The organism is Bradyrhizobium sp. HKCCYLS1011, from assembly GCF_051167795.1.
GTDB lineage: Bacteria > Pseudomonadota > Alphaproteobacteria > Rhizobiales > Xanthobacteraceae > Bradyrhizobium.
The window spans coordinates 374,515-395,753 of sequence record NZ_JBNPTT010000005.1 but is presented as its reverse complement, the minus strand read 5'-3'; the positions used below and the strand labels follow the sequence as shown (position 1 = coordinate 395,753).

Genomic DNA, 21,239 nt, shown 5'->3' with positions numbered 1-21,239 from the left:
CGGTGTTTCCCCGGCCATGGCGTCAAATAGCAAAAACAGAACGGCGTTGCAATTTTTTATGAAACTGCGTTTCATTTTTAGAACAAGCATCAATGACGCTTGCGCCGCCGTGAATGGCGCGCTCCCACGGAAAAACGGAGTGCTGACCGTCTGTTACGGTGTCCGGAAGAACTGGAGAGACACTTGCTGCCACGCGCTTCCGATATGCGGGCCCCCGCTCCGCTGCATACCGAATTGACCGCGGAACTGCGTTTGCGCGGGCTCGAAGGAGATTTGGCGGCAGCCTTGGTGCCACCTATGACCAGGCGCTTCACTGCAACGGCAATGGAGCCTGCTCCTCCTCGGATCCGAACGAAGCGATGTGCCCGTCCTCAGGCGTTGCTGGCAGGCCCTGAACTAACCGGCGTGCGAGAACATCGGCATGCCCGATGTCTCGAGCTCGGCGCGCAGCAACGTTCCGGTCCGGCTTTCAGTGATGAAGAGGCTCTTTCGCTCCGGTCCTCCAAAGGCGAGATTGGTCGTGCCGACATCGGCGCAGGAGACGATACGATCGAGCGGCTCAGCCAGAGGCGAGAGCCGCCAAATTGAGCCAAAGCCGGCATGACAGATCAGCAGATTGCCGCCGCTATCCAGCGCAAGTCCGTCCGGGCCACCGGGACCGCCGTGCAAATGTGAAAATATCCCGACTTTCGTTGTCAGGCCGCTGGCCGGCAGCGGTACGCGCCAGATCTGGTTAGCCCGTGTCACCGCGACGAGCAGAAAGCTCTCGGCCTGGTCGACGACGATGCCGTTCGGACTCGGGATCGTGTTGAGCAGGCAGGTGAGCCGCCCGTCGGGTGTGAGCTTCCAGACCCGGCCGGTGGGATCATGCATGCCGGTCTGCCCCTGGTCGGTGAAGTAGAGATTGCCCGATGGCCCAAAGATCAGGTCGTTCACGCCCTTGAAGCTTTCGCTCGCGGCGGTTTCGAGAAACGGCGTCACGTTGCCGCTGGTTGGGTCCAGCAACATGATGCCGCGCTTGTAGTCGGTGATGAACACACGGCCATCGCCATGAATCTTCAGCCCGTTCGGCCATCCATCGTATTCGGACACGAGCTCCCATTCACCCCCAGGGCTGACACGGAAGATGCGCCCATAGGGAATGTCGGTGATGTACAGCCGGCCCTGCCGATCGAACGAAGGCCCTTCGAGAAACGAGTCGATCTCACGTCCGCCCTGGTTGGCATCCGCCCAGGCGGTGCGGCGCGGCTTGCGAAACTGGTCCGGAAGCCGCGTGAAGATGCTGGTCTCGATCCGGCGTGGCGGGCTGAAGAAGGTCATGGATTGACTCGCGGAAAGCCGTAGAGTTCAGCAGGGTTGTCGGCGAGAATGCGCATGAAAGCTTGGCTTGCCGCCCATTCGGCGAAAAGATCGAACAGGCGCGCATCATCTGGCTTGTTGTCCCTTTCCGAAGGGTGCGGCCAGTCACTGCCCCAGACCATCCGTTCCGGCGCAGCCTTGACGTAGGCCGCAACAATCGCCCCCGCATCCGCGTAGCCCGGGGCGCCCTGCTTGCTCGACACGTACGGGCCTGACAGTTTCACCCAGGTCTTGCCGCGGTCGAGCAAGCTGCGAACGATCTTGTACGGAGCGCTCTCGACGCCGGCCGGCTGCGGCACCTGTGCCAAATGGTCAAACACGAGCCGCCCCGGCAGCGAAGCCAGCAAATCCGCGTGGTCCTCGATCTGCTTCGGGCGCATATTGATCTGACAGTGCCAGCCGAGATCGGCGAGCCGCGGAGCGAGCAACTTGAGAGACTCCACGGTCAGCACACCGGGAAAGCCGAGGTTGAAACGAACACCACGAACACCTTGTTCGTCGAGCCGGCGCAGGTCGCTATCCGATATATCCTCCGGCACCACAGCGACCACGCGAAAGTTCTCTGCACCGAGCGCCTGCCGCGATGCAATCTGAAGCCGGTTGTCAGTCCCGTAAGTAGACGGCTGGATGATCACGCCCCGCGTCGTGCCGATCCGGCGTTGCAGGGCCCGATAATCGTCGGGCAAAGCGTCCTCGGGCAGCAGAGTTGCGCCCTTCATGGTGGGATAGGTCTTGTCATAGGTGTGGAAATGGCAATCCGTCGCACCGGCCGGCGCAACGAAGCGCGGCTTCTCGGAGCCAGTTGACCAGCGCACCTCCTGCGCCCGTGCCGTGGGAGCGTGGGGAAAAGCTGATGCGCTCAGTCCAGCCAGAACCGTCCTGCGCGTGAGCGTTGCTGCTGCCACGACGTTCGTCCTCCCCATCGTCTGTTATGGGGAGGCATATAATCCGATGAAGCCAGCCTCGGCAATAAAAATGAAACGAAGTTTCGTTTTACGCGATCGCGCTGGACCGCTTGCGCGTGCCTTTTCCGGTGCTTGAGGATGGGGTTCCGCCGCACGCCAAGGTGAGCTTGGTGGCGGCTTCCACCAACGCTCCCTTGATCTGCTCTGCCCGCGCGGTCGTGAGGCGGCTGACCGGCCCCGAGATCGCCAGCGCGCCGACCAGGGACCCATCGATGCCGAACACAGGCATCGCGAGCGCGGCTGCATGCGGATCCGTGATGCCGGAGGTGAAGAGCGGCAGTTCGTCGTCTGGCCCAGGTGGTCCGGACGCGTACCGGCGGAGCGTTTGTGCGATCGCGGATTTGTCCATCGGACGGGTGTCACCCGGCTGCACGGTCATCCGGATGCGATTGGTACTCTCTACTCGGAAAAGACACAGCCTCTCTTCGCCATTGCGAACGTAGAAGGAGGTCGTCTCGCCGGTCTTCGCCGCGAGTTGCTCGAGCACGGGCATGACGTGGTCGGAAAGACGAAACGCCTGCTGATAGGCGGTACCGAGACGCAAGGTCTCCGCATCGAGCCGGTAAGAGCCATCCGACAAGCGCGCGAGCAGCCGGTATTGTTGCAGGGACAAAGCCAGCCGTAGGATCGTGCTCTTGACCAAGCCGGTCCGCTCGGCCAACTCCGCCAGGCTCAAGGCACCGTCACCCCGACGGAACGCCGTCAATACTGCCAACGCCCGTTCGGCGGCTGATACGCCTTTAAGTGCAGGCTGCTTTTTCTCGGTCTGCTTTGCCATCTCAAAACCTCTTCCCTGCAGATTCTTACGTTATTCTTCCTGCAGGTAGAAGGGCTACGGTGCGCGTACAGAGAGTTGGAGGGCAAGGAATTGCACGAGAGCCTGCTCGAAGCTCTCATCAGCGTATTTGCTCGTCACCGAGCCATTGGCATGAGCTACCAGCGCCGCGATGGTCAATGCGGTTCATGGCGGCTGCCGTGAAGCAGATTCTCCTGTTTGGAGCCTTACGGCTGATGCCGCCGCGTGATGGCGACTTGGGCTGCCTGAGTATAGAGGCCGGACACCAATTCGAGATGGCTGCCTGCTGCTTCCGATTTTTCCGACCAGCCGTCTAGGGACTCGAGCATTGGCGGCAACGTCGCGGCGCGAAGGCTTGCATAGGCTTCGGTAACCTCGCGCCCATGCATGGTCGCACGGTAGCGCGTCTCCTTGCGCGACGACGAGCCTTCGGTCTCGATCAGAGCGGCCTTCACCAGTTTTCGCGTGGCGTATTGTAGATTCGGGACATCGACGCGGTTAAGCAGTTGGCCGATCTCGGAAAGCCGCTTCGGCTCGTCGCCCATACGGATGACGTTGAGCACGGCGACGTCGTCGCCGGTCAGCGGCACGTCGCAGACGGCCGCGAGGCAGGCGGCCTTCCAGCGGTAGTAGGCCTGCGCCAGGCGCTCCAGCCTAAACTCGAATTCGGAAAGTCGCCGCTCGGTCTCGGTGCGCGCCAGGTGCCAGGAGCCCAGTCGCTCGCCGGTAGCCGGCTGTTGCTTCGGCTTTGCCGTTTCGCCGGTTCTCTTCGTCGCAGGCTTCGTCTTCCTCAAAATCATCTCCTGGTTACCGCCCTCGCTCACTACCTGGGCAGGGCGTGCCCAATCAATGCTATTTACAAGTTCGATTCTTACATTAAAAATACAATTAAGAAAGCATGATGAAAAGGCAAAGGTCTTGACCTCATGCGGGACGCGTCGCAGACGCGCGCAAGGGACGGAAGCAGCTCAAGGACTCAACGACGAGGGGGGATCGCGCATGGCGGGACAATGGATCGATATCGCCGCGAAGGATGGCGGCAGCTTCAGGGGTTATCTCGCCGTTCCCGCCTCGGGCTCTGGTCCCGGCATCCTGCTGTTGCAGGAGATCTTCGGCGTCAACAAATCGATGCGCGATGTCGCCGACTACTATGCTGAAGAAGGCTATGTCGTGCTGGCGCCCGACCTGTTCTGGCGCCTGGAGCCCGGGATCGAGCTCGGCTACACCGAGGCCGATTTCGGCAAGGCGATGGGCTATTATCAGCGCTTCGACGCCAATCAGTCGATCAAGGATGCCGCCGACGCATTAGAAGTCCTGCGGGCCCGGCCCGAATGCAAGGGCAAGGTCGGCGCGCTCGGCTTCTGTCTCGGCGGCAAGCTCGCTTATCTCGTCGCAGCCCGCACCGACGTCGATTGCGCCGTCAGCTATTACGGCGTCGGCATCGAGGCCGATCTGGCGGAAGCCGGCAACGCGAAGTGCCCGATGGTCTTCCACTTCGCCGAGCTCGACCGCTTCGCGCCCGCCGAAGCACGCGAGCAGATCAAGACAGCGTTCAAGGGGCGCTCCGACGTCGAATTCTATCTCTACCCCGGCTGCGATCATGCGTTTGCCGCGCCTGAGCGCGCGAGCTTCAACAAGCCCGCGACCTTGATGGCGCATTCGCGCTCGATCGCGCTGTTCCGGAAGGCGCTGGGTCCGCACTACGACCTTTCGACGCTGTGGGACCGGCACACCGAGCTCGAATTCGCCACGCGCTCGGCGGAAGAGACCATGACCACCATGGTCGCAGAGCCTTACGTCAATCACATCCCGACCATGACCGGCGGCGTCGGCTATCGCGACCTGCTGCGCTTCTATAAGCACCATTTCATCCCCAAGACGCCGCAGGACACCAAGCTCGTGCCGATCTCGCGCACCATCGGCGCCGATCGGATCGTGGACGAGATGCTGTTCTGCTTCACCCACGACATCGAGATCGACTGGATGCTGCCGGGCGTTCCGCCAACCGGCAAATATGTCGAGATACCGCTGGTGGCGATCGTGCGCTTCCGTGGCGACAAGCTCTACAACGAGCACATCTATTGGGATCAGGCCTCGGTGCTGGCGCAGATCGGGCTGCTCGATCCTGCGAAGCTCCCGATCGCGGGCATCGAGACGGCGAAGAAGCTGGTCGATGAAGCGCTGCCATCGAACACCTTGATGGCGCGCTGGTCCGAGAGCGCCGGCAAATAATCAGAACCGACTGACGGCGCAGCACCCGGCGCCGTCTTCGTACATGTTCGCCGAAACCTGATTCATCGTACCTGGCTCATATCGTAGGGGTAACAAGCATGTCTTCCCTGTCGCGCCGTTCGATCCTGCAGCTCGCCGGCGGTGCCGCCGCCCTGCCCTTCGCCTCAGCTCTTCCCGGCATCGGTGCCGCGCATGCCGCGGCACCGGGTACGTTGACCATCGCCTACAACGTCAATCTGCCGTCATTCGATCCGACAATCGGCGTCTCCGCGGTCAATCCGACCATCCAGTCGATCTACCAGTCGGTGTTCGATCCCTATATCGGCCAGGCCGCGGACCTCTCGTTCAAGTCGGGTCTGCTGACCAAGTGGGGCTGGAACGAGGACCGCAGCAAGATCACCCTGGAATTGCGCAAGGACGCGACCTGGCATGACGGCTCGCCGGTGACGCCGGAGGACGTCGTGTGGTCGCTCACCCGCGCGGCCGATCCGAAAGGCGCCAACCCGATCCAATTCGTCTGGTCCAAGGTCGGCAACTACAAGATCGACGGCAACACCATCACCGGCGACGTGCTCGAATTCGAGCCGACGCTGTTCAAATGGATGGCGTTTCTCACCGGCTATATCCTGCCGAAGGCCTATTACGAGAAGGTCGGCGCGGAGGGCTTCGAGAAGGCGCCGATCGGATCTGGCCCCTACAAGGTCGATGCCTTCGAGCGCAACGCCTTTCTGCGGCTGAAGGCGCATCCCGGCTACTGGGGCGGCAAGCCGGCGTTCGAGACCGTGGTGTTCAAGTTCATCACCGATCCGACGAGCCGCGTCGCCGAGATGGAGTCCGGCGGCTCCGACCTGACCTTCGAGATTCCTTACGAGGAGTTCGACCGTCTGAAAGACAAGCCGGGGTTGGCGGGACAGACCAAGCCGGTGTCCGACATCGCAATGATCTTCATCACCGACATCGACCCGATGCTCGACCGCAACGTGCGGCTCGCCGCCCACCACGCGATCGACAAGAAGGCGATCGTCGACCGCCTTCTCAAGGGTTACGGCGTGCCGATCTCGACGCTGGAAGCGCCCGGCTATGCGGCCTTCGATCCCTCGATCAAAGTGTCCTACGATCCCGAGCTTGCAAAAAGCCTGCTCGCCAAGAGCGGGTATTCGCCGGAGAAGCCGGTGAAGTTCACGATCCAGACCACGCGCGGCTTCAAGCCGAAGGATTACGAGATGATCCAGGCGATCGTCGGCATGTGGCGCAAGGTCGGCATCGACGCCAATATCGAGATATACGAGATCGCCAAGCACTTCGAATTGCGCGCGCGCCACGCGCTGGCGCCCGCCGCCTTCTACAACTGGGGCAATGCGATCGGCGATCCCTCGACCTCGACCGGCTTTGCGATGTTCGGTCCGTCGCCGCATTGTGCCTGGAAGGGCAAGGACCTCGTCGAGCGCATCGGGCCGCTGTGGGGCGAAAAGGATGAGGCCAAGCGCATCGCCGGCTACAAGGCGGTCGACAAATACATCGCCGAGGAAGGCGAGGTGATCCCGCTGTTCCAGTATGTACAGCCGATCATCCACAAGAAGGGCCTGAAGGTCGTGTCGCAGTCCAACGGCATGATCCTCCCGCAACTCATCACGCCGGCCTGAGCGGCGAAACCAGGGGGGCGATCGAGCGATGCGATGGGACGAGATCATCCGGCGACTCGTCCTCGTGCCGCCCACGCTATTCGGCGTGGCGGTGATCGTCTTCGTGCTGTTGCGCGTGGTGCCGGGCGATCCCATCGCGATGATGATTCCGCCCGGCGCGTCCGAAGCCGACATCGCGCGGCTGCGCGCGCTCTACGGGCTCGATCAGCCGATCCTGCAACAGTTTTCGACTTGGCTGGGACAGGTCGCCAGAGGCGACTTTGGCAGGTCCATCAGCGTGCATCAGGGCGTTCTCGAGCTCTTGCTGGAGCGCCTGCCGGCCACCATCGAGCTCGCGCTGCTGGCAACCCTCATTGCCGTCGTGTTGGGTGTTCTCACTGCGCTTGCCGGGATCCTGTTGCGCGGCCGGCGCGCAGAATGGGCGGTCGATGGCGGCATCAGTGTGCTGCTTGCGATTCCCGATTTCCTCTGGGCCTTGATCCTGCTGCTCGCCTTCGGCGTGTTGCTGCCGTGGCTGCCGATCTCCGGCCGCGTCGATCCGCAGATCGATGTCCATCTCCACAGCAATTTCTATCTGCTCGAAAGCCTCCTCACCGGCCGTTTCGCGATCGCCTTAGCCCTGCTGCATCATATGATCCTGCCGGCACTCGCGCTGGCGCTGCCGTTCGCAGCGCTGGTGGCGCGTATCCTGAAAGCGTCGCTCACCGAGGCCGAGGACCAGGATTACGCCCAGATCGCGCGGGCCCGCGGCTATTCGCGGCCCGACATCCTGCTGCATGAGGTGCTGCCGAACGCGCTGATCCCGACCGTCGCGCTCGGCGGCGTCCAGGTCACGCTGCTGCTCGGCGGCACCGTCCTGGTCGAGCGCATCTTCTCCTACGAGGGCATCGGCAACATGGCGATCGACGCGGTGATCAACCGCGACTTCCCGCTGATCCAGGGCCTCGTGCTAACCTTCGCGGTGCTGTTCATCGCGCTCAACCTCGCCATCGATCTCATTGTCACCGTGCTCGATCCGAGGCTGCGCCATGGCTGACCTTGCGCTGTCCTCTCCCGTCGTACGCCGATCGCGCCTCCTCGCCGCGTTGAAGCGCGGCGGCGCCCGGCTGTGGGTCGGCGCGGTCGTGGTTGCGCTGCTGGTGCTGGTCGCGGTGCTGGCGCCCGTCCTCGCGCCGCACGATCCGCTCGAGCAGGACCTGATGTCCGCGCAATTGCCGCCGTCCTGGATCGTCGGCGGCGATCGCGCCTATCTGCTCGGCACCGACAGCCTTGGCCGCTGCGTGCTGTCGCGGCTGATCTATTCGGCGCGCACGGCGGTGATGGTGGCGCTGGTCGCGGCGACGCTGGCGGCGCTGATCGGCGTGGCGCTCGGGCTGTTCGCCGGCAGTTTTGGCGGCTGGGTCGATCAGGCGATCTCACGCCTGATCGATGTCTGGATGGCGTTTCCGCCGGTACTGCTCTCGATCGTGCTGGCGGCCGTCATCGGCGCCGGCTTGACCTCGGTGATCGCCGCGATCGTCGTGGTCGACTGGACCCGGTTCGCGCGCGTTGTGCGCGCCGAGACCATGGTGCAGTTGACGCGCGACTATGCTGCGGCGGCCCGCGTGATCGGCTTGAGCCGCGCGAAACTGCTGCGGCTGGAGATCCTGCCCAATCTCGTTCCGCTCCTGGCCACGCTGCTCGCCGTCGAGATGGGTATCGCCATCCTCGTCGAGGTGATCCTGTCCTTCGTCGGGATCTCGGTCTCCGGCGACACGCCGACCTGGGGCAGCATGATCGCCGAGGGCCGCCAGATCGTCTATCAGGCGCCGTGGATCATGGCGCTGCCGATCGGCTGCATCATCACAAGCGTGATCGGCTTCAACCTGCTCGGCGACGGTCTCCGCCTTGCTCTCGACCCGGTGCAGCGCTCATGACCGCCACGCTCGAAATCGACGGGCTGAGGGTCGCAATCGGCGCGGCCAACGTGCTGCGTGGCGTGAGCCTCACACTGCAACCGCGCGAGGTCCGTGGACTTGTCGGGGAATCCGGGGCCGGCAAATCGATGCTGGGTCGCGCCGTGCTCGGCCTGCTGCCGGCGAACGCGACGATCATCTCGGGCAGCATCACCTTCGAGGGGCGAAATCTCCTGGCGATGCACGAGACGGAGCGGCGAAAGCTTCTCGGCCGCCGCATCGCGTTGATCCCGCAGGACCCGATGACCTCGCTCAATCCGGTCAAGCGCGTGGGTGTGCAGATCGGCAACTTGCTGCGCCATCATCTCGGCGTCTCGAAGCGGGTGGCGCTCGCGCGCGCGACAGAGCTTCTCGCCGAGGTCGCGATCCGCGAGCCTGCGCGGGTGCTCTCGCTCTATCCCCATGAGATTTCGGGCGGCATGCGCCAGCGCGTACTGATTGCGATGGCCTTTGCCTGCGATCCCGCGCTCGTGATCGCCGACGAGCCGACCACGGCGCTCGATGTCACCGTGCAGCGTCAGGTGCTGCAGCTCGTCGAGCGATTGCGACAGCGCCACGGCAGCGCGGTGCTGTTCGTCACCCACGACCTCGGCGTGGTGGCAAAGATCTGCGGCAGCATGACCGTGCTCCATGGCGGCCGCGTGCTCGAGGACGGCGAGACGGCGGACGTGCTGGCCCGACCGCGCCACGCCTATACACGCGCGCTGCTCGCGGCGACCCCGCGCGCGGACCGGCCGGCCGAGGCGCTGCGTCCGGTCCCTCCGGCGCTGATCGAGCAATTGTGGTCGGAGGCGCGCCGCCTTGACCGTCTGACGATTGCGGGGCCGACATGAACGACATCCTGCTCCGCACCGGAAATCTGAGCTTTGGATATCCGGAGCGCACCGGCCTGTTTCGCAAGCCGCGTCTGCGCGAGGTGATCCGAGGCGTCGATCTTGCCGTGCCGCGCGGCTCGGTGCTCGGCCTGGTCGGCGAATCCGGCTCGGGCAAGACCACGCTCGGCCGCCTGCTGGTGCGGCTCCTGAAGCCGACGTCCGGCGGCATCCATTTCGACGGTGTCGAGATCGGCGGGCCCGACGAGGCGGAACTCAGCCGGCTCCGCGCGCGCATCCAGATGATTTTCCAGGATCCGCAATCTTCGCTCAATCCGCGGCTGCGGCTCGGCACCACCTTGACGCGCCCCCTCGGCGTGCACGGCCGGCTGAGGGGACGACAGGATCAGCGGGAGCGCGCGGCGGCGCTGCTCGACCTGGTCGGTTTGCCGGCCGAATTTGCCGATCGCTATCCGCATGAATTGTCGGGCGGCCAGCGCCAGCGCGCCGGCATTGCCCGGGCGCTCGCGCTCGAGCCGGATTTCATCGTTGCCGACGAGATCGTGTCCGGACTGGATGTCTCGACCCAGGCGCACATCCTGCTGTTGCTAAAGGAGCTGCGTGCGCGGCTGGGCCTCACCATGGTGTTCATCAGTCATGATCTCTCGGTGGTGCGCGTGCTCTGCGACGACGTCGCGATCCTGCACCATGGCGAGGTCGTCGAATATGGGCCCGTCGCAAAGGTGTTCGGCGCGCCGCTGCACGCCTATACGCGGCAATTGCTCGCCGCGATCCCGTTGCCCGATGTCGAGCCAGGTTGGCTCGATCCCTCGCCGGTTGTCACTCCCCAGCCGCAAGGATCAGCCGCATGACCGAGACAATCAAGGGTCAGTCGTCGCCAGGCTGAGCCCTACGTCGGACGTCGAGTTTGTTGCGAAGCAGAAGGATGCGATCATGAACAGGTTGAAAGTGCTGCTAGCCTCCACCGTACTGTCGCTCGGTCCCTCGGTCTTGCCGGCTGCCGCCGATTCAATTCCGGGTCTGCGCGGCCACGACCATACCGGCATCACCGTACCTGACGTGAAGGCGGCAACCGCCTTCTTTACCGACGTGCTCGGCTGCTCACATGCCATGTCATTCGGGCCGTTCTCGGACGACAAGGGCACGTTCATGCAGGATGTTGTCAACGTAAACCCACGCGCGGTGATCGACGAGATCAGCATGATTCGCTGCGGCTATGGCTCGAATATCGAGTTGTTCCAGTACCGGTCGCCCGATCAAGCCAAGACGCTGCCGAAGAACAGCGACATCGGCGGCCACCACATCGCGCTCTATGTCGATGATATCGCCAAGGCGGCGGATTATCTGCGATCGAAGAACGTCACGACCATGCAAGGTCCGATCCCCGTCAACGAAGGGCCCGCGGCTGGACAATCCATTCTCTATTTCCTGACGCCGTGGGGGATGCAAATGGAGCTGATCAGTTATCCCAGGGGCATGGCCTATGAGAAGAGTGCCAAGACTGTGCTGTGGTCGACGACCGATCCGATGAAATGAGCACTCGCACAGACTAAGCCAATCGTACGTGCATCACAGTCAACAGCGCTCTCGACTGCGACGGCGCAGACGCAAACTTTCGTCTATTCACCCGCAAGCCACTGGCCTTGTGACGCTGACGCTTCATTCCGTCATTCCGGGGCTCCGCATCAGCGGCGAGCCCGGACTCTCGAGATTGGGGAGCGAAATTCTGGATTCGCTGTTTGGGCGCCCCGGAATGACACCGAGAGAACCATTCGTCAGCATTGGAACAATAGCTCGATGCTGCGCATCGCCCCGGAATGACTGTTGAGGCGCCCGCACCTCGCCTTTGAACTTCCCCGACCGCTCGCGTCACTACTGGTCATAGCCGTGCTGGGAGCCGAGGCTCCCACCAGTGCTCAGCTTTGGACAGGCCACGCCAGCAACGGGAGAAATTGCCATGGGACGCGCGCCGCAGCCACTGCCGCAATACACACCGCCGGGCCCGGTGGACCAGATGCCGAATATGGCGGCGCCGCAATTTCAGTGCTTGGCGCTTGCCAAGGTTCACAGCGCCGACGTCTTTCCCTACCAGGCCAATGAAGTCGCGACGTCGCGCACCGAAGTCGGCCATCTCGGTGCGGACGTCAGTCTGGTCCCGCCGGTCGGCACCTGCCAATATCTCGTGATCTGGGATTTCGGCGTCGACTGGCGGCATCTCAAGAACATCGCCAAGCGCGATCCGCTGCTGGCAGCGCAGCTCATCCGATTCGAGACCGACAAGTCGTTGCAGTTCCAGATCGTCGGATACAGCGACAGCACCGGCGGCGAACGGAACAACATCTTCCTGCGCACGGGCCGGGCCAGGAACGTCTTTCACCTGTTCGGCCCAAGCGCCCGCTCTCGCGTCTTCTCCGTCAAGCCCGCTTCACCCCACGAGTATCTGAAAGACAACACGACCGCGATGAACAGGGCCGCCAATCGCGCCGTGGTCGTCGAAATCTTCGCCGGCGGCGGGACGATCTAGCCACCTTCCACAACGCGAACGGAGGCTCAGGTGGCTCCTATTAGCTCCCTCGAACGACGACGGCGGCGCCAGGCAGCTCTGCGCGGCGTCGGGCTCACCGAGATGGCTGACAAGGCCGCGACCGGCACATACGGCACCAAAGCTGCGGCTCACGTGTAGACAATAGTCCGCCGAAGCAAGTAGCTGACTAGCGACGTTTGGAATCGCATCCTCCGCCATGCTGGATGTCCTACCGGGTAGGAGCGGCTTCGGACGGCGCGACATCGAGCCGAACCGCGACACCGCTGAGGTTCGGACTTGGTGACGGATAGAGCTTCATGACGAGCGGATCATGGCCTGGAACGATGTGATCCATATCAGGCGCGGCTGCCCGCAGCATGTCGAAACCCGCCAGCATGTCGCCGACATGAAACGCGGTCGTGAACGGACGCTCGCTGGTCAGGTTCTCGTAGAAATGACTGACGTCGGAGGCGAGTACGACAAAGCCCCGGCAGGTCTTGACGCGGACGAATTGTAGACCGGCCGAATGCCCGCCGGCCGCATGGACCGTCAATCCCGGCGCAATCTCGGCGTCGCCATCATAGAACAAGACGCGGCGCGCATAGTTGAGGCGCACGATCCCACAGACATCCTCGACCTCGAAGGAATGCGACAGCCTCGGATACTGCATGTAGCGTCCGGTGGCATACGCGAGCTCGCGCTCCTGCAGATGAAATCGCGCATTCGGAAACCGGTCGAAATTCCCGACGTGGTCATAGTGTAGATGCGTGAGGATCACATCCCTGACGTCAGCTGCGTCGATATCGAAGGCGCGAAGCGTCTCCACCGGGCAGCGCAGGAACGTCCGCCTGCGCTGCTCGGCGATCGCAGCATTGAAACCGGTGTCGATAACGAAGACGCTTCCGCCTCCCCGTGCCAGCCATATGAAATAGTCCATCGGCATCGGCCCGTCATGCGGGTCGCCACCGATGAAATGCTCGCTCCGCTGCGCTTCACGCGTTGCGTAACGAATGGCAAAGAGCTCGTAGTCCGGCTCGCTCATCGCTTCCACCAGCAAACGGGCGCGGTGTTCAGGAACCCGCGTCGACTTCGTTGAAAGCCTCGCGGGCGTTCCGGAATGCGTCGATGCCGGCGGGAACACCGCAATAGACGGCGACCTGAAGCAGGATCTCCTTGATCTCCTCCTTGGTCAGTCCGTTTTTCAAGGCGCCCTTGACGTGCAGTTTCAGTTCGTGCGGCCGGTTCAGCGCCCCGAGCATCGCCAGATTGACGATCGAGCGCGTACGCCGGTCGACGCCGGGCCGCGTCCACAACGCGCCCCAGCAGAACTCCGTCGACCATTCCGCCATGGTGCGCGTGAACTCGTCGGCGCCGGCGATCGACTTGTTGACGTAGTCCTCGCCGAGCACTTCCTTGCGGACTTGGAGGCCCTTTTCGAACAGTTCGGTCTTGCTCATGGTTGTCCTTTCCGGTCTGAAGATATGCTTAGGAGCGAGTGAAATCGTCTGGCGGCGTTGGTCGCAGCGACTGCATGAGCTCGGCCGCGTTATCCGAGGCATCGAGCCGCCAGACCGCTTCGATGACGCGGTCTGCGTCCCAATCGCTCCGGCCGGTCCGCACACATTCACGCAGCTTCTGTTCGATGTCGCGATCTGCGAGCGGCGCTGCAGGGCTGCCGCGGGGCGAGATCACGGTTTCGGTGAAGATCTCACCGGATGACAGGCTCAAGCTGACTCGCGCGGCGCCGTCCGGCAAGTCGGGGTCGAGCTCCGCCTTCACCTTGCTCCGAAATTGAGCGACATCAGGCCGGACCACGGTGTCGTGCGTAAATTCGGCAACGCCCGCCGCACCCAGCAAGAGCCCGCAAGCCGCGCAGTGATGGATGCTGACACGCGCCTCGCGCTCGTTGTTGACGGCGCGATCGCCCCGCGCGAGCAGCAATGCCGAGCCTTGCACGGTCACCTCCTCGATCTCGGCGAGCCTTCGGCCGATCCGTTCGCGCAAGATGAGGCACGCATCGATGACCGAATGGAACACGATGCCAGCCGGATAAGGCTTGTAGGTGTTCTTCGCGATCTCCCAGGTCTTGCCGAGGCCGTCGAGCAGGCGGGCAAGATCAGGCTCGTCGCCCATGGTGCGCGCCCAGCCGAGCGCGCCCTCGATAGCGCGAGGGGCGGCGTCATAGCCCTGCTGCGCGAGCAAGGCGGCGAACAATCCGTTACGGGCCGCATTGCCTACGCTGACATTCTTGGCGGCGCTCGGCAGGTTCTCGACGTTGCCCGCCGACTGGCTCGCCGCGATTCCCATGGCGTTTGCGATCCCTTCCGCGGGCAAGCCCAATAGTTTCGCGCACGCCGCCGCCGCACCGAAAATCCCGCAGGTCGAAGTGATGTGCCAGCCGCGGGCATAGTGATGCGGCGAGACGGCGTTGCCGATGCGACACGTGACCTCGCCACCGAGGATGAACGCGGTCAGCACGTCGCGGCCCGACAACCCGCGCGTCTCCGCCAGGGCCAGCACGGGAGCAGCGACCGGCGCGGCGGGATGAATGATCGTCTCGGGATGGGTGTCGTCGAAATCGAGAAGATTCGCCGCGACGGCATTGAGAAAGGACGCGCACAAGGCGTCGAGCCGCTCCGAATGGCCGATCACCGTCGCGGTCGCGGCTCCGCTGAACGGCGATAAGGTCCGCATCGCAGCCGTGACCACCGGATCTCGCGCGGAGCCGAGCGTGGTCGCGAAGAAATTGAGAATCGATCGCCGCGCCTGGTGGGCTTGCGCCTCCACTTCCGCCCATGACGAAGCAGCCACGAAATCGGCGAGCGTCGTGCTCACGCTTGGAATCTGGTCTTGCGGCACGCGGGGCGTCTTCCTCGTTTTCCCGGACCTTATGCCGATCTGCGGCAAACTGTCGACCCTAAATGTTATGCTTGACAGTTTGTCTGACAATCATAACAATCCGGCCCGCTGGCGCAGTGAGCCCCTGATCGCAACGACGGTGGCCGACGGGATCAGCCGGAAGAGACGATCAACGAACAAGAGAAGAAGCCGCGCCCGATCACGGGATCGCGCGACAGGGAGTGAACGATGGCGGGAGAGACGCTCGGCTTTGTCGGCACGGGCCGCATGGGCGGTCCCATGGCGGGCCGATTGATGGATGCGGGCTATCCGCTCGTCGTGTACGACACGCAGAGCGAGGCGACCCAGCCGCTGGTCAAGCGCGGTGCGCTGCTCGGCACCTCGCCGGCGGACGTCGCTTCCCGCGCAGACATCGTGCTCGCAAGCCTGCCAACACCTGACATCGTCAAGGCGGTCACGCTCGGAAAGGACGGCATCAGCAGCGGCAGCCGCGCGAAGATTATGATCGATTTGTCGACCTCGGGTCCCGGCGCCGCGAAACTGGTTGCGGAAGGCCTGAAGGCCAAGGGGATGACACTGGTCGATGCGCCCGTGAGCGGCGGCATCAAGGGCGCGGTCAACGGCACGCTGGCCGTGATGGTCTCCTGCCCGCAATCAACCTACGACACCGTGCAGCCGATCCTGAAGAATTTCGGCAAGCTATTCTACACCGGCGACAAGCCGGGTGTGGCACAGACTGCCAAGCTCGCCAACAATCTGATGGCAGCCGCGGCGCTGGTGATCACCTCGGAGGCGGTCGCGATGGGAGTCAAGGGCGGCGTCAACGCGAAGGTGCTGATCGACATTATCAACGCCAGCAGCGGCCGCAACAGCGCTTCCGAAGACAAATTCCCGCGCTCGGTGCTGCCCGGCACGTTCGATTTCGGTTTCACGACCGGCTTATCCTACAAGGATGTCCGGCTATGCGTGGACGAGGCCGAGGCCATGGGCGTACCGATGGTCTGCGGCGCAGTGGTGCGGCAGATGCTCGCGATCACCAACGCCAAATACGGCCCTTCATCCGATTTCACCTCGATTGCCAAGGTGCTCGAGGAATGGGCCGGGGTCGAGATGCGCGGCTAAGCGCGCCAGCCTTTGGGAGAGAGACTCGCGATGACGATCGGCGCGACCGGCTCCGGCAAGGTATCGCTTGCACGCCAGATGGCGCGGAGCGCACTTGCCGTCGACTTCGGAGATTTCGGGCCTGACGTCATCACCAAGACAAAGCTTTGCCTGCTGGACTTCTTGTCGTGTGCCTTCGAGGCAGGCCATCACCCCTGGAGCCGCCAAGCCATCGCAATTGCGCAGGCCGGCAGCGATGCAACCATCATTGGAACCTCGCAACTCTCCTCGCCGGCCGACGCCGCCTTCGCCAATGCAGTCATGGGACACGGTCTCGTCCGTGAAGACATGCATGCAGCCAGCATCGCGCACCACGGCGTCGTGATCTGGCCGGCCCTGCTTGCATTGTCGGAGCAGACGCCGCTGCACGGCACGAAACTGCTGGCTGCCGCCATCATCGGCTACGAGACCGGTGCGCGGATCGGCCGCGCGCTCCTGACCTCCGACCTCGCGCGCCTCTACCGCCCGACCGGCCTCGTGGCGCCGCCGGGCGCGGCGCTCGCGGGAAGCTTTGCGCTCGATCTGTCCGAGGACGCCGCAACGAGCGCCATCGCGATCGCAGCCAATACCTCCAGCGGACTGAACGAGTGGCCGCATGCGGGCGGCTCCGACATGTATTTTCACCCGGGCTTCGCGGCGAGCAACGCGATCAAGGCGGTCGGGCTCGCTGCGGCCGGCGCCTTCGGCTCGGAAACGATCCTGGAGGGTGAAGCCGGCCTGTTCGCAGCCTTTCGGCGCCAGACCGCACCCGACAGCATCACGCTCTTTCCGGACGGCCAGAGCGAGATCATGGCCGTCTACAACAAGCCGGTCCCGGCCTGCAATTTCGCGCAGACCGCAGCACAGGCGGCGCTCCGTGTCTCGCACGAGATCGCGGACACCGACGAGATCGACCGCGTCGTCATTCGTGCCCCCGACGCCGCCGTTTGCTATCCCGGCTGCGATTCGATGGGGCCCTATCGCAACGCGCTCCAGGCCAAGATGAGCATTCCGTTCAGCGTCGCAGCGACGTTGGCGCGGGGCGAGATCGAAGAAGAGAACTACGCGGAGCTCGACGATTCCGACATCATCCGCCTCGTCTCAGTCACCGACCTCAGGGCAGATCCCGGCTTCACCGCCGCCTTCCCGGGCAAGCAAGGCGCCGATGTGACCGTGCACTTGCGGGACGGCCGGACCATCAGGCACGTCCTGCCCGATGTCATCGCCGCAACGCCTTCAGATATTCGCGCGCGTTTTCGCGCTGCCGCCAGCCGCGTCCTCGGCGACGACCGGGCGCACCGGCTCGAACAGCTGATCGAGGATTGCGAACGGCTCGGCGATGTCAGCGTGATCGCAGCGCAGTGTCGTCTGGACGCGCCGGAACGGGCCTTGCGATCGGCATCATAAGAAATGCCAGGGACTACGGGGGAAACATGGTCGACCGGGAGACCAGCCGAGCATCGTCAGCAGTGAACGATCGCTGGCAAGCCAGCACGACCGTTGCGCGGAGGCGGGGCTGATGGAAGGATTTCTGCAAGCGCTCGCCGCGGGCCTTCTGATCGGAGCCGTCTACGGCCTGATGTGCGTCGGACTGGGCCTCATCTTCGGCGTCATGCGGGTCATCAACTTCGCCCATGGCGATTTCATGATGCTCGGCATGTATGTCGCCTTCTATCTCTTCACCGCCGCCGGTGTCCAGGCGTTGTTCGGCAATACGGTCGGTCCGTTCGTCGCCATTCTCCTGGCCGGACCGGTGCTCGCCGTGTTCGGCTATTTCGTCCATCTGGCGCTGATCTCGCACGTTTCTGGCACGCGCACCGCCTCGCTCGAGGGCGAAGGTCACTACGCCCAGCTCATCCTCACGCTCGGCATCGCGCTGATCCTGCAGAATGGCGGCCTGATCGTCTTCGGCTCAGTGCTGGCCTCGATCCGCACGCCGCTGTCAAGTTCAGCGTGGGAGCTCGGTCCCTTCTTCGACATGAGCATCTTCCTCAACAAGGCGCGCAGCATCGATGCGATCGTCTCGCTGGCGATCATGATTCTGCTTTCGCTGTTGATTACGCGCACGCGGATCGGAAAGTCGTTGCGCGCCGCCGCGGACAATCCGACCGCCGCGACCTATATGGGGATCGACGTCGACCGCGCGCACCGCACCGCCTTCGCCCTCGGCTCCGGCATCACCGCAATTGCCGGCGGCCTGCTTGCCACCAATTATCCATTCCATCCCTTCGTCGGCCTTGAATACGTTATCGTCATGTACGCTGGCGTCGTGCTTGGCGGTATGGGCAGCATCATCGGCGCCTTCTGGGGCGGCATGACGATCGGCCTCGTGCAGCAGATGTCGACGCTGATCCTGCCGACGCAATTGCAGAACGCCGCGATCTTCGCTGTCTTCCTCCTCATCATCTTCTTCCGCCCGCAAGGCTTCTTCGGGCGCATGGTCGAGCGGACATGACCATGCTCCGGATGCGTTCCTTCCTTCCGCCCCTCCTCTTCACCCTTGCCTATGCGGGAATCTCGCTCACCGTCACCAACTCCTACTACCAGCTCATTCTGACGCTGGTGCCGGTGTGGGCGGTGTTCGGTCTGTCCTGGAATCTGCTCAGCGGCTACACCGGACTGATCTCGTTCGGTCACGCCGCCTTCTTCGGGATTGGCGCGTACGCGACCGCGCTCGGCCAGATCTATTTCGACATCTCTCCCTGGCTGCTGATCCCGCTCGCCGGCATGCTCGGCGGCATCGCCGGGCTGCTGATCGGATTTCCGACCTTCCGCCTGCAGGGCCACTACTTTGCCCTGGCGATGCTCGCCTACCCACTCGCCATTCTCTACGTGTTCGAGTGGCTCGGCTTCCAGGAGGTGACGCTTCCGATCAAGCGCGACGCGCCGATCGCCTATATGCAGTTCACCGATCCCCGCCTCTACACGCTGCTGGGACTTGCCATCATGCTTGCCACCATCGTGCTGACGCAGGTGATTGAGCGCTCCCGATTCGGCATGGCGCTGCTCGCGATCAAGCAGAACGAGGCTGCGGCCGAAGCAGCCGGCATCAACACGCTGGCCTGGAAGCTGCGCGCGATCACGCTCAGCGGCGCGATCGCCGCCGCGATTGGCGGATTCTACGCGCAAGTGCTGCTGGTCGTGACCCCGCAATCGGTGTTCGGCATGCTGGTATCAGCACAGGCGCTGACGGTCGCGATGTTCGGCGGTGTTGGCACGGTCTGGGGTCCGGTCATCGGCTCGGTGATCCTGATCCCGCTTGCCGAGATCCTGCACGCCGAGGCCGGCGCGCGCTTCCCCGGCATTCAGGGCGTGATCTTTGGCTTCGCCATTGTCTGCGTCATCCTGTTGGCGCCGGAAGGGCTGTTCTGGAAACTGCGCGATCTCACGCGCAAGCGGATCGCCCCCAAGGCGGCTGCCGCCACTGTCCCGGAAAGATCGGCCGCCAACGTCACGGCACTGAAGCCCGCCGGGCGGCAGCGCGCGCCGACCGGCGAAATCGTGCTCGAGGTTCGCAGGCTCTCGCGCTCCTTCGGCGGCCTCAAGGCCGTACATGACGTCAGTTTCAAGCTGCACAGGAATGAGATCCTCGGCATCATCGGCCCGAACGGTGCTGGCAAGACGACGCTGTTCAATCTTCTCAACGGCTTCCTGAAGCCAAGCCAGGGCGAGGTGCTGATCGACGGCCGCAACATGTCCGGCCAGCGACCACACACGATCTGCGCGGCTGGTATCGGCCGAACCTTTCAGGTGATGCGGCCGTTCCTGCGGATGTCGATCCTCGACAACGTCGTGATCGGCGCCTATGTGCGCGCGCGCTCCGACGAGGAAGCCCGCCAGCTTGCCGCGGATGCGGTCGCCCGTGTCGGGCTTTCCGCCGTCGCCGATCGTGTTGCCGGCGAGCTGTCGACCAAGGAACTGCGACTGATGGAGCTCGCCCGGGCGATCGCCGGCAAGCCGCGCATCCTGCTGCTTGACGAGACGCTCGCGGGCCTCGGCCATGGCGAGGCGGACGAGCTCGTCGCCGTGATCCAGCAGCTTGCACGCGACGGCATGACCATTGCCATCATCGAGCACACCATGCAGGCGATGGTCCGCCTTGTCGACAGCTTCCTCGTGCTCGACCACGGCGCCGTGATCACCGAGGGCCTCCCGGAGGTGGTGACGCGTGATAGCCGCGTGATCGAGGCCTATCTCGGCAAGAAGTGGGTGGGCCATGCTGCGAATTGAGGGATTGAGCGCGGGATATTCGGCCAAACCCGTCCTGAACGACGTCTCGATCAATGTCGGCACCGGCCAGTTCGTTGCGATCGTCGGCCCCAACGGCGCCGGCAAGACCACCCTGTTCAAGACGATCTCCGGTATCGTGAAGCCCAGCGGAGGAGCGATCTCGTTCAATGGCGTCGATTTGCTCGCCGTCCCGCCGCCACAGCGCGCCCATCTCGGCATCGCCCATGTCCCCGAGGGCCGGCAGGTCTTCCCGTCACTGACGGTGATGGAGAACCTGGAAATGGGGGCAATGACCGAAAGCGGCCGCCGCGATTGGCAGGCCAATATCGAGCGCATCTTCGAGTGGCTGCCGGTGCTGAAGGAGCGCCGCAATCAATTCGCCGGCACGATGTCCGGCGGCCAGCAGCAGATGCTCGCGATTGGCCGCGGCCTCGCCTCCTCGCCAAAGCTGCTGATGCTGGACGAGCCCTCGATGGGGCTCGCGCCGTCGACCGCGGACTTCATCTTCGAGCGGCTGATCGAGATCCGACGCCAGTCCGGGCTGACCATGCTGCTGGTCGAGCAGCGCGTCGCGGAAGCGCTGGAATCCGCCGATCACGGCTACGTCCTCGAAGCCGGACACGTCGTTCTCGAAGGCACGAACGACACGCTGCGCGCCGACGATCGCGTGCGAAAAGCCTATCTCGGAATGTGACGAACGGAA

General features: G+C 63.8%; 21 protein-coding genes. 13 read left to right on the top strand and 8 right to left on the bottom strand.

From position 1 onward, the window contains the following. Window positions 1-22: 22 nt before the first annotated feature. The 5 genes from ACQR1W_RS18890 to ACQR1W_RS18870 form a co-directional block, all read right to left on the bottom strand. Complete coding sequence (locus ACQR1W_RS18890; RefSeq protein WP_434852197.1) at window positions 23-193, bottom strand: hypothetical protein; 171 nt, start codon at window positions 191-193, stop codon at window positions 23-25. 203 nt (window positions 194-396) lie between these two features. Next, window positions 397-1,320 (bottom strand): SMP-30/gluconolactonase/LRE family protein, encoded by a 924-nt coding sequence (locus ACQR1W_RS18885; protein WP_434852196.1) that lies wholly within the window; start codon window positions 1,318-1,320, stop codon window positions 397-399. Beyond that, window positions 1,317-2,264: an amidohydrolase family protein gene (locus tag ACQR1W_RS18880; protein WP_434852195.1), complete on the bottom strand. Its 948-nt coding sequence runs from the start codon at window positions 2,262-2,264 to the stop codon at window positions 1,317-1,319. The genes ACQR1W_RS18885 and ACQR1W_RS18880 overlap by 4 nt, the downstream gene beginning before the upstream one ends. 88 nt (window positions 2,265-2,352) lie before the next feature. Then, window positions 2,353-3,102, bottom strand: coding sequence for an IclR family transcriptional regulator (locus tag ACQR1W_RS18875; RefSeq protein WP_434852194.1), 750 nt, complete (start codon window positions 3,100-3,102; stop codon window positions 2,353-2,355). A gap of 224 nt (window positions 3,103-3,326) precedes the next feature. Beyond that, window positions 3,327-3,920 (bottom strand): helix-turn-helix domain-containing protein, encoded by a 594-nt coding sequence (locus tag ACQR1W_RS18870; protein ID WP_434852193.1) that lies wholly within the window; start codon window positions 3,918-3,920, stop codon window positions 3,327-3,329. 199 nt (window positions 3,921-4,119) lie between these two features. Here ACQR1W_RS18870 and ACQR1W_RS18865 point away from each other — a divergent pair, with 199 nt between their 5' ends. The 8 genes from ACQR1W_RS18865 to ACQR1W_RS18830 all read left to right on the top strand — a co-directional run bounded on the left by ACQR1W_RS18865 (window position 4,120) and on the right by ACQR1W_RS18830 (window position 12,307). Further along, window positions 4,120-5,352, top strand: coding sequence for a dienelactone hydrolase family protein (locus tag ACQR1W_RS18865; RefSeq protein ID WP_434852192.1), 1,233 nt, complete (start codon window positions 4,120-4,122; stop codon window positions 5,350-5,352). 98 nt (window positions 5,353-5,450) lie between these two features. Beyond that, the gene (locus ACQR1W_RS18860; protein ID WP_434852191.1) at window positions 5,451-6,995 is read left to right on the top strand and encodes an ABC transporter substrate-binding protein; all 1,545 of its coding nucleotides are present in this window, start codon (window positions 5,451-5,453) and stop codon (window positions 6,993-6,995) included. 28 nt (window positions 6,996-7,023) lie between these two features. Continuing rightward, the gene (locus ACQR1W_RS18855) at window positions 7,024-8,031 is read left to right on the top strand and encodes an ABC transporter permease (RefSeq protein WP_434852190.1); all 1,008 of its coding nucleotides are present in this window, start codon (window positions 7,024-7,026) and stop codon (window positions 8,029-8,031) included. After that, window positions 8,024-8,911: an ABC transporter permease gene (locus ACQR1W_RS18850; protein WP_434852189.1), complete on the top strand. Its 888-nt coding sequence runs from the start codon at window positions 8,024-8,026 to the stop codon at window positions 8,909-8,911. Before ACQR1W_RS18855 ends, ACQR1W_RS18850 begins: the two co-directional genes overlap by 8 nt. After that, the gene (locus ACQR1W_RS18845; protein ID WP_434852188.1) at window positions 8,908-9,783 is read left to right on the top strand and encodes an ABC transporter ATP-binding protein; all 876 of its coding nucleotides are present in this window, start codon (window positions 8,908-8,910) and stop codon (window positions 9,781-9,783) included. Before ACQR1W_RS18850 ends, ACQR1W_RS18845 begins: the two co-directional genes overlap by 4 nt. Next, the gene (locus tag ACQR1W_RS18840; protein ID WP_434852187.1) at window positions 9,780-10,634 is read left to right on the top strand and encodes an ATP-binding cassette domain-containing protein; all 855 of its coding nucleotides are present in this window, start codon (window positions 9,780-9,782) and stop codon (window positions 10,632-10,634) included. Before ACQR1W_RS18845 ends, ACQR1W_RS18840 begins: the two co-directional genes overlap by 4 nt. Window positions 10,635-10,716: 82 nt before the next feature. After that, complete coding sequence (locus tag ACQR1W_RS18835; RefSeq protein WP_008969125.1) at window positions 10,717-11,319, top strand: VOC family protein; 603 nt, start codon at window positions 10,717-10,719, stop codon at window positions 11,317-11,319. A 421-nt stretch (window positions 11,320-11,740) separates the two neighbouring features. Further along, window positions 11,741-12,307, top strand: coding sequence for a hypothetical protein (locus ACQR1W_RS18830; RefSeq protein WP_434852186.1), 567 nt, complete (start codon window positions 11,741-11,743; stop codon window positions 12,305-12,307). A 229-nt stretch (window positions 12,308-12,536) separates the two neighbouring features. On the opposite strand, the gene ACQR1W_RS18825 is transcribed toward ACQR1W_RS18830, so the two are convergent. The 3 genes from ACQR1W_RS18825 to ACQR1W_RS18815 are packed head-to-tail and all read right to left on the bottom strand — an operon-like array spanning window position 12,537 to window position 15,142. Further along, window positions 12,537-13,349, bottom strand: a complete 813-nt coding sequence (locus ACQR1W_RS18825) for an N-acyl homoserine lactonase family protein (RefSeq protein WP_434852185.1) — start codon at window positions 13,347-13,349, stop codon at window positions 12,537-12,539. Between the two features lie 28 nt (window positions 13,350-13,377). Next, window positions 13,378-13,764 carry a carboxymuconolactone decarboxylase family protein gene (locus tag ACQR1W_RS18820; protein WP_008969130.1) on the bottom strand — a complete coding sequence of 129 codons (387 nt, stop codon included), beginning with the start codon at window positions 13,762-13,764 and terminating at the stop codon, window positions 13,378-13,380. A gap of 28 nt (window positions 13,765-13,792) precedes the next feature. Continuing rightward, window positions 13,793-15,142 (bottom strand): MmgE/PrpD family protein, encoded by a 1,350-nt coding sequence (locus ACQR1W_RS18815; RefSeq protein ID WP_434852184.1) that lies wholly within the window; start codon window positions 15,140-15,142, stop codon window positions 13,793-13,795. 252 nt (window positions 15,143-15,394) lie between these two features. Between ACQR1W_RS18815 and ACQR1W_RS18810 the strand changes: the two genes are divergently transcribed. The 5 genes from ACQR1W_RS18810 (at window position 15,395) to ACQR1W_RS18790 (ending at window position 21,230) form a co-directional block, all read left to right on the top strand. Beyond that, entirely contained in the window at window positions 15,395-16,288 is an 894-nt protein-coding gene (locus tag ACQR1W_RS18810) for an NAD(P)-dependent oxidoreductase (protein WP_434852183.1), read from the top strand. Window positions 16,289-16,318: 30 nt separating this feature from the next. Further along, a complete protein-coding gene (locus tag ACQR1W_RS18805; RefSeq protein WP_434852182.1) occupies window positions 16,319-17,713 on the top strand; it encodes an MmgE/PrpD family protein in 1,395 nt (464 codons plus the stop codon). A 112-nt stretch (window positions 17,714-17,825) separates the two neighbouring features. After that, window positions 17,826-18,761 (top strand): branched-chain amino acid ABC transporter permease, encoded by a 936-nt coding sequence (locus ACQR1W_RS18800; protein WP_434852181.1) that lies wholly within the window; start codon window positions 17,826-17,828, stop codon window positions 18,759-18,761. After that, window positions 18,758-20,536, top strand: coding sequence for a branched-chain amino acid ABC transporter ATP-binding protein/permease (locus tag ACQR1W_RS18795; RefSeq protein WP_434852180.1), 1,779 nt, complete (start codon window positions 18,758-18,760; stop codon window positions 20,534-20,536). Before ACQR1W_RS18800 ends, ACQR1W_RS18795 begins: the two co-directional genes overlap by 4 nt. Further along, the gene (locus ACQR1W_RS18790; RefSeq protein ID WP_008969137.1) at window positions 20,523-21,230 is read left to right on the top strand and encodes an ABC transporter ATP-binding protein; all 708 of its coding nucleotides are present in this window, start codon (window positions 20,523-20,525) and stop codon (window positions 21,228-21,230) included. Before ACQR1W_RS18795 ends, ACQR1W_RS18790 begins: the two co-directional genes overlap by 14 nt. Window positions 21,231-21,239 lie beyond the last annotated feature (9 nt).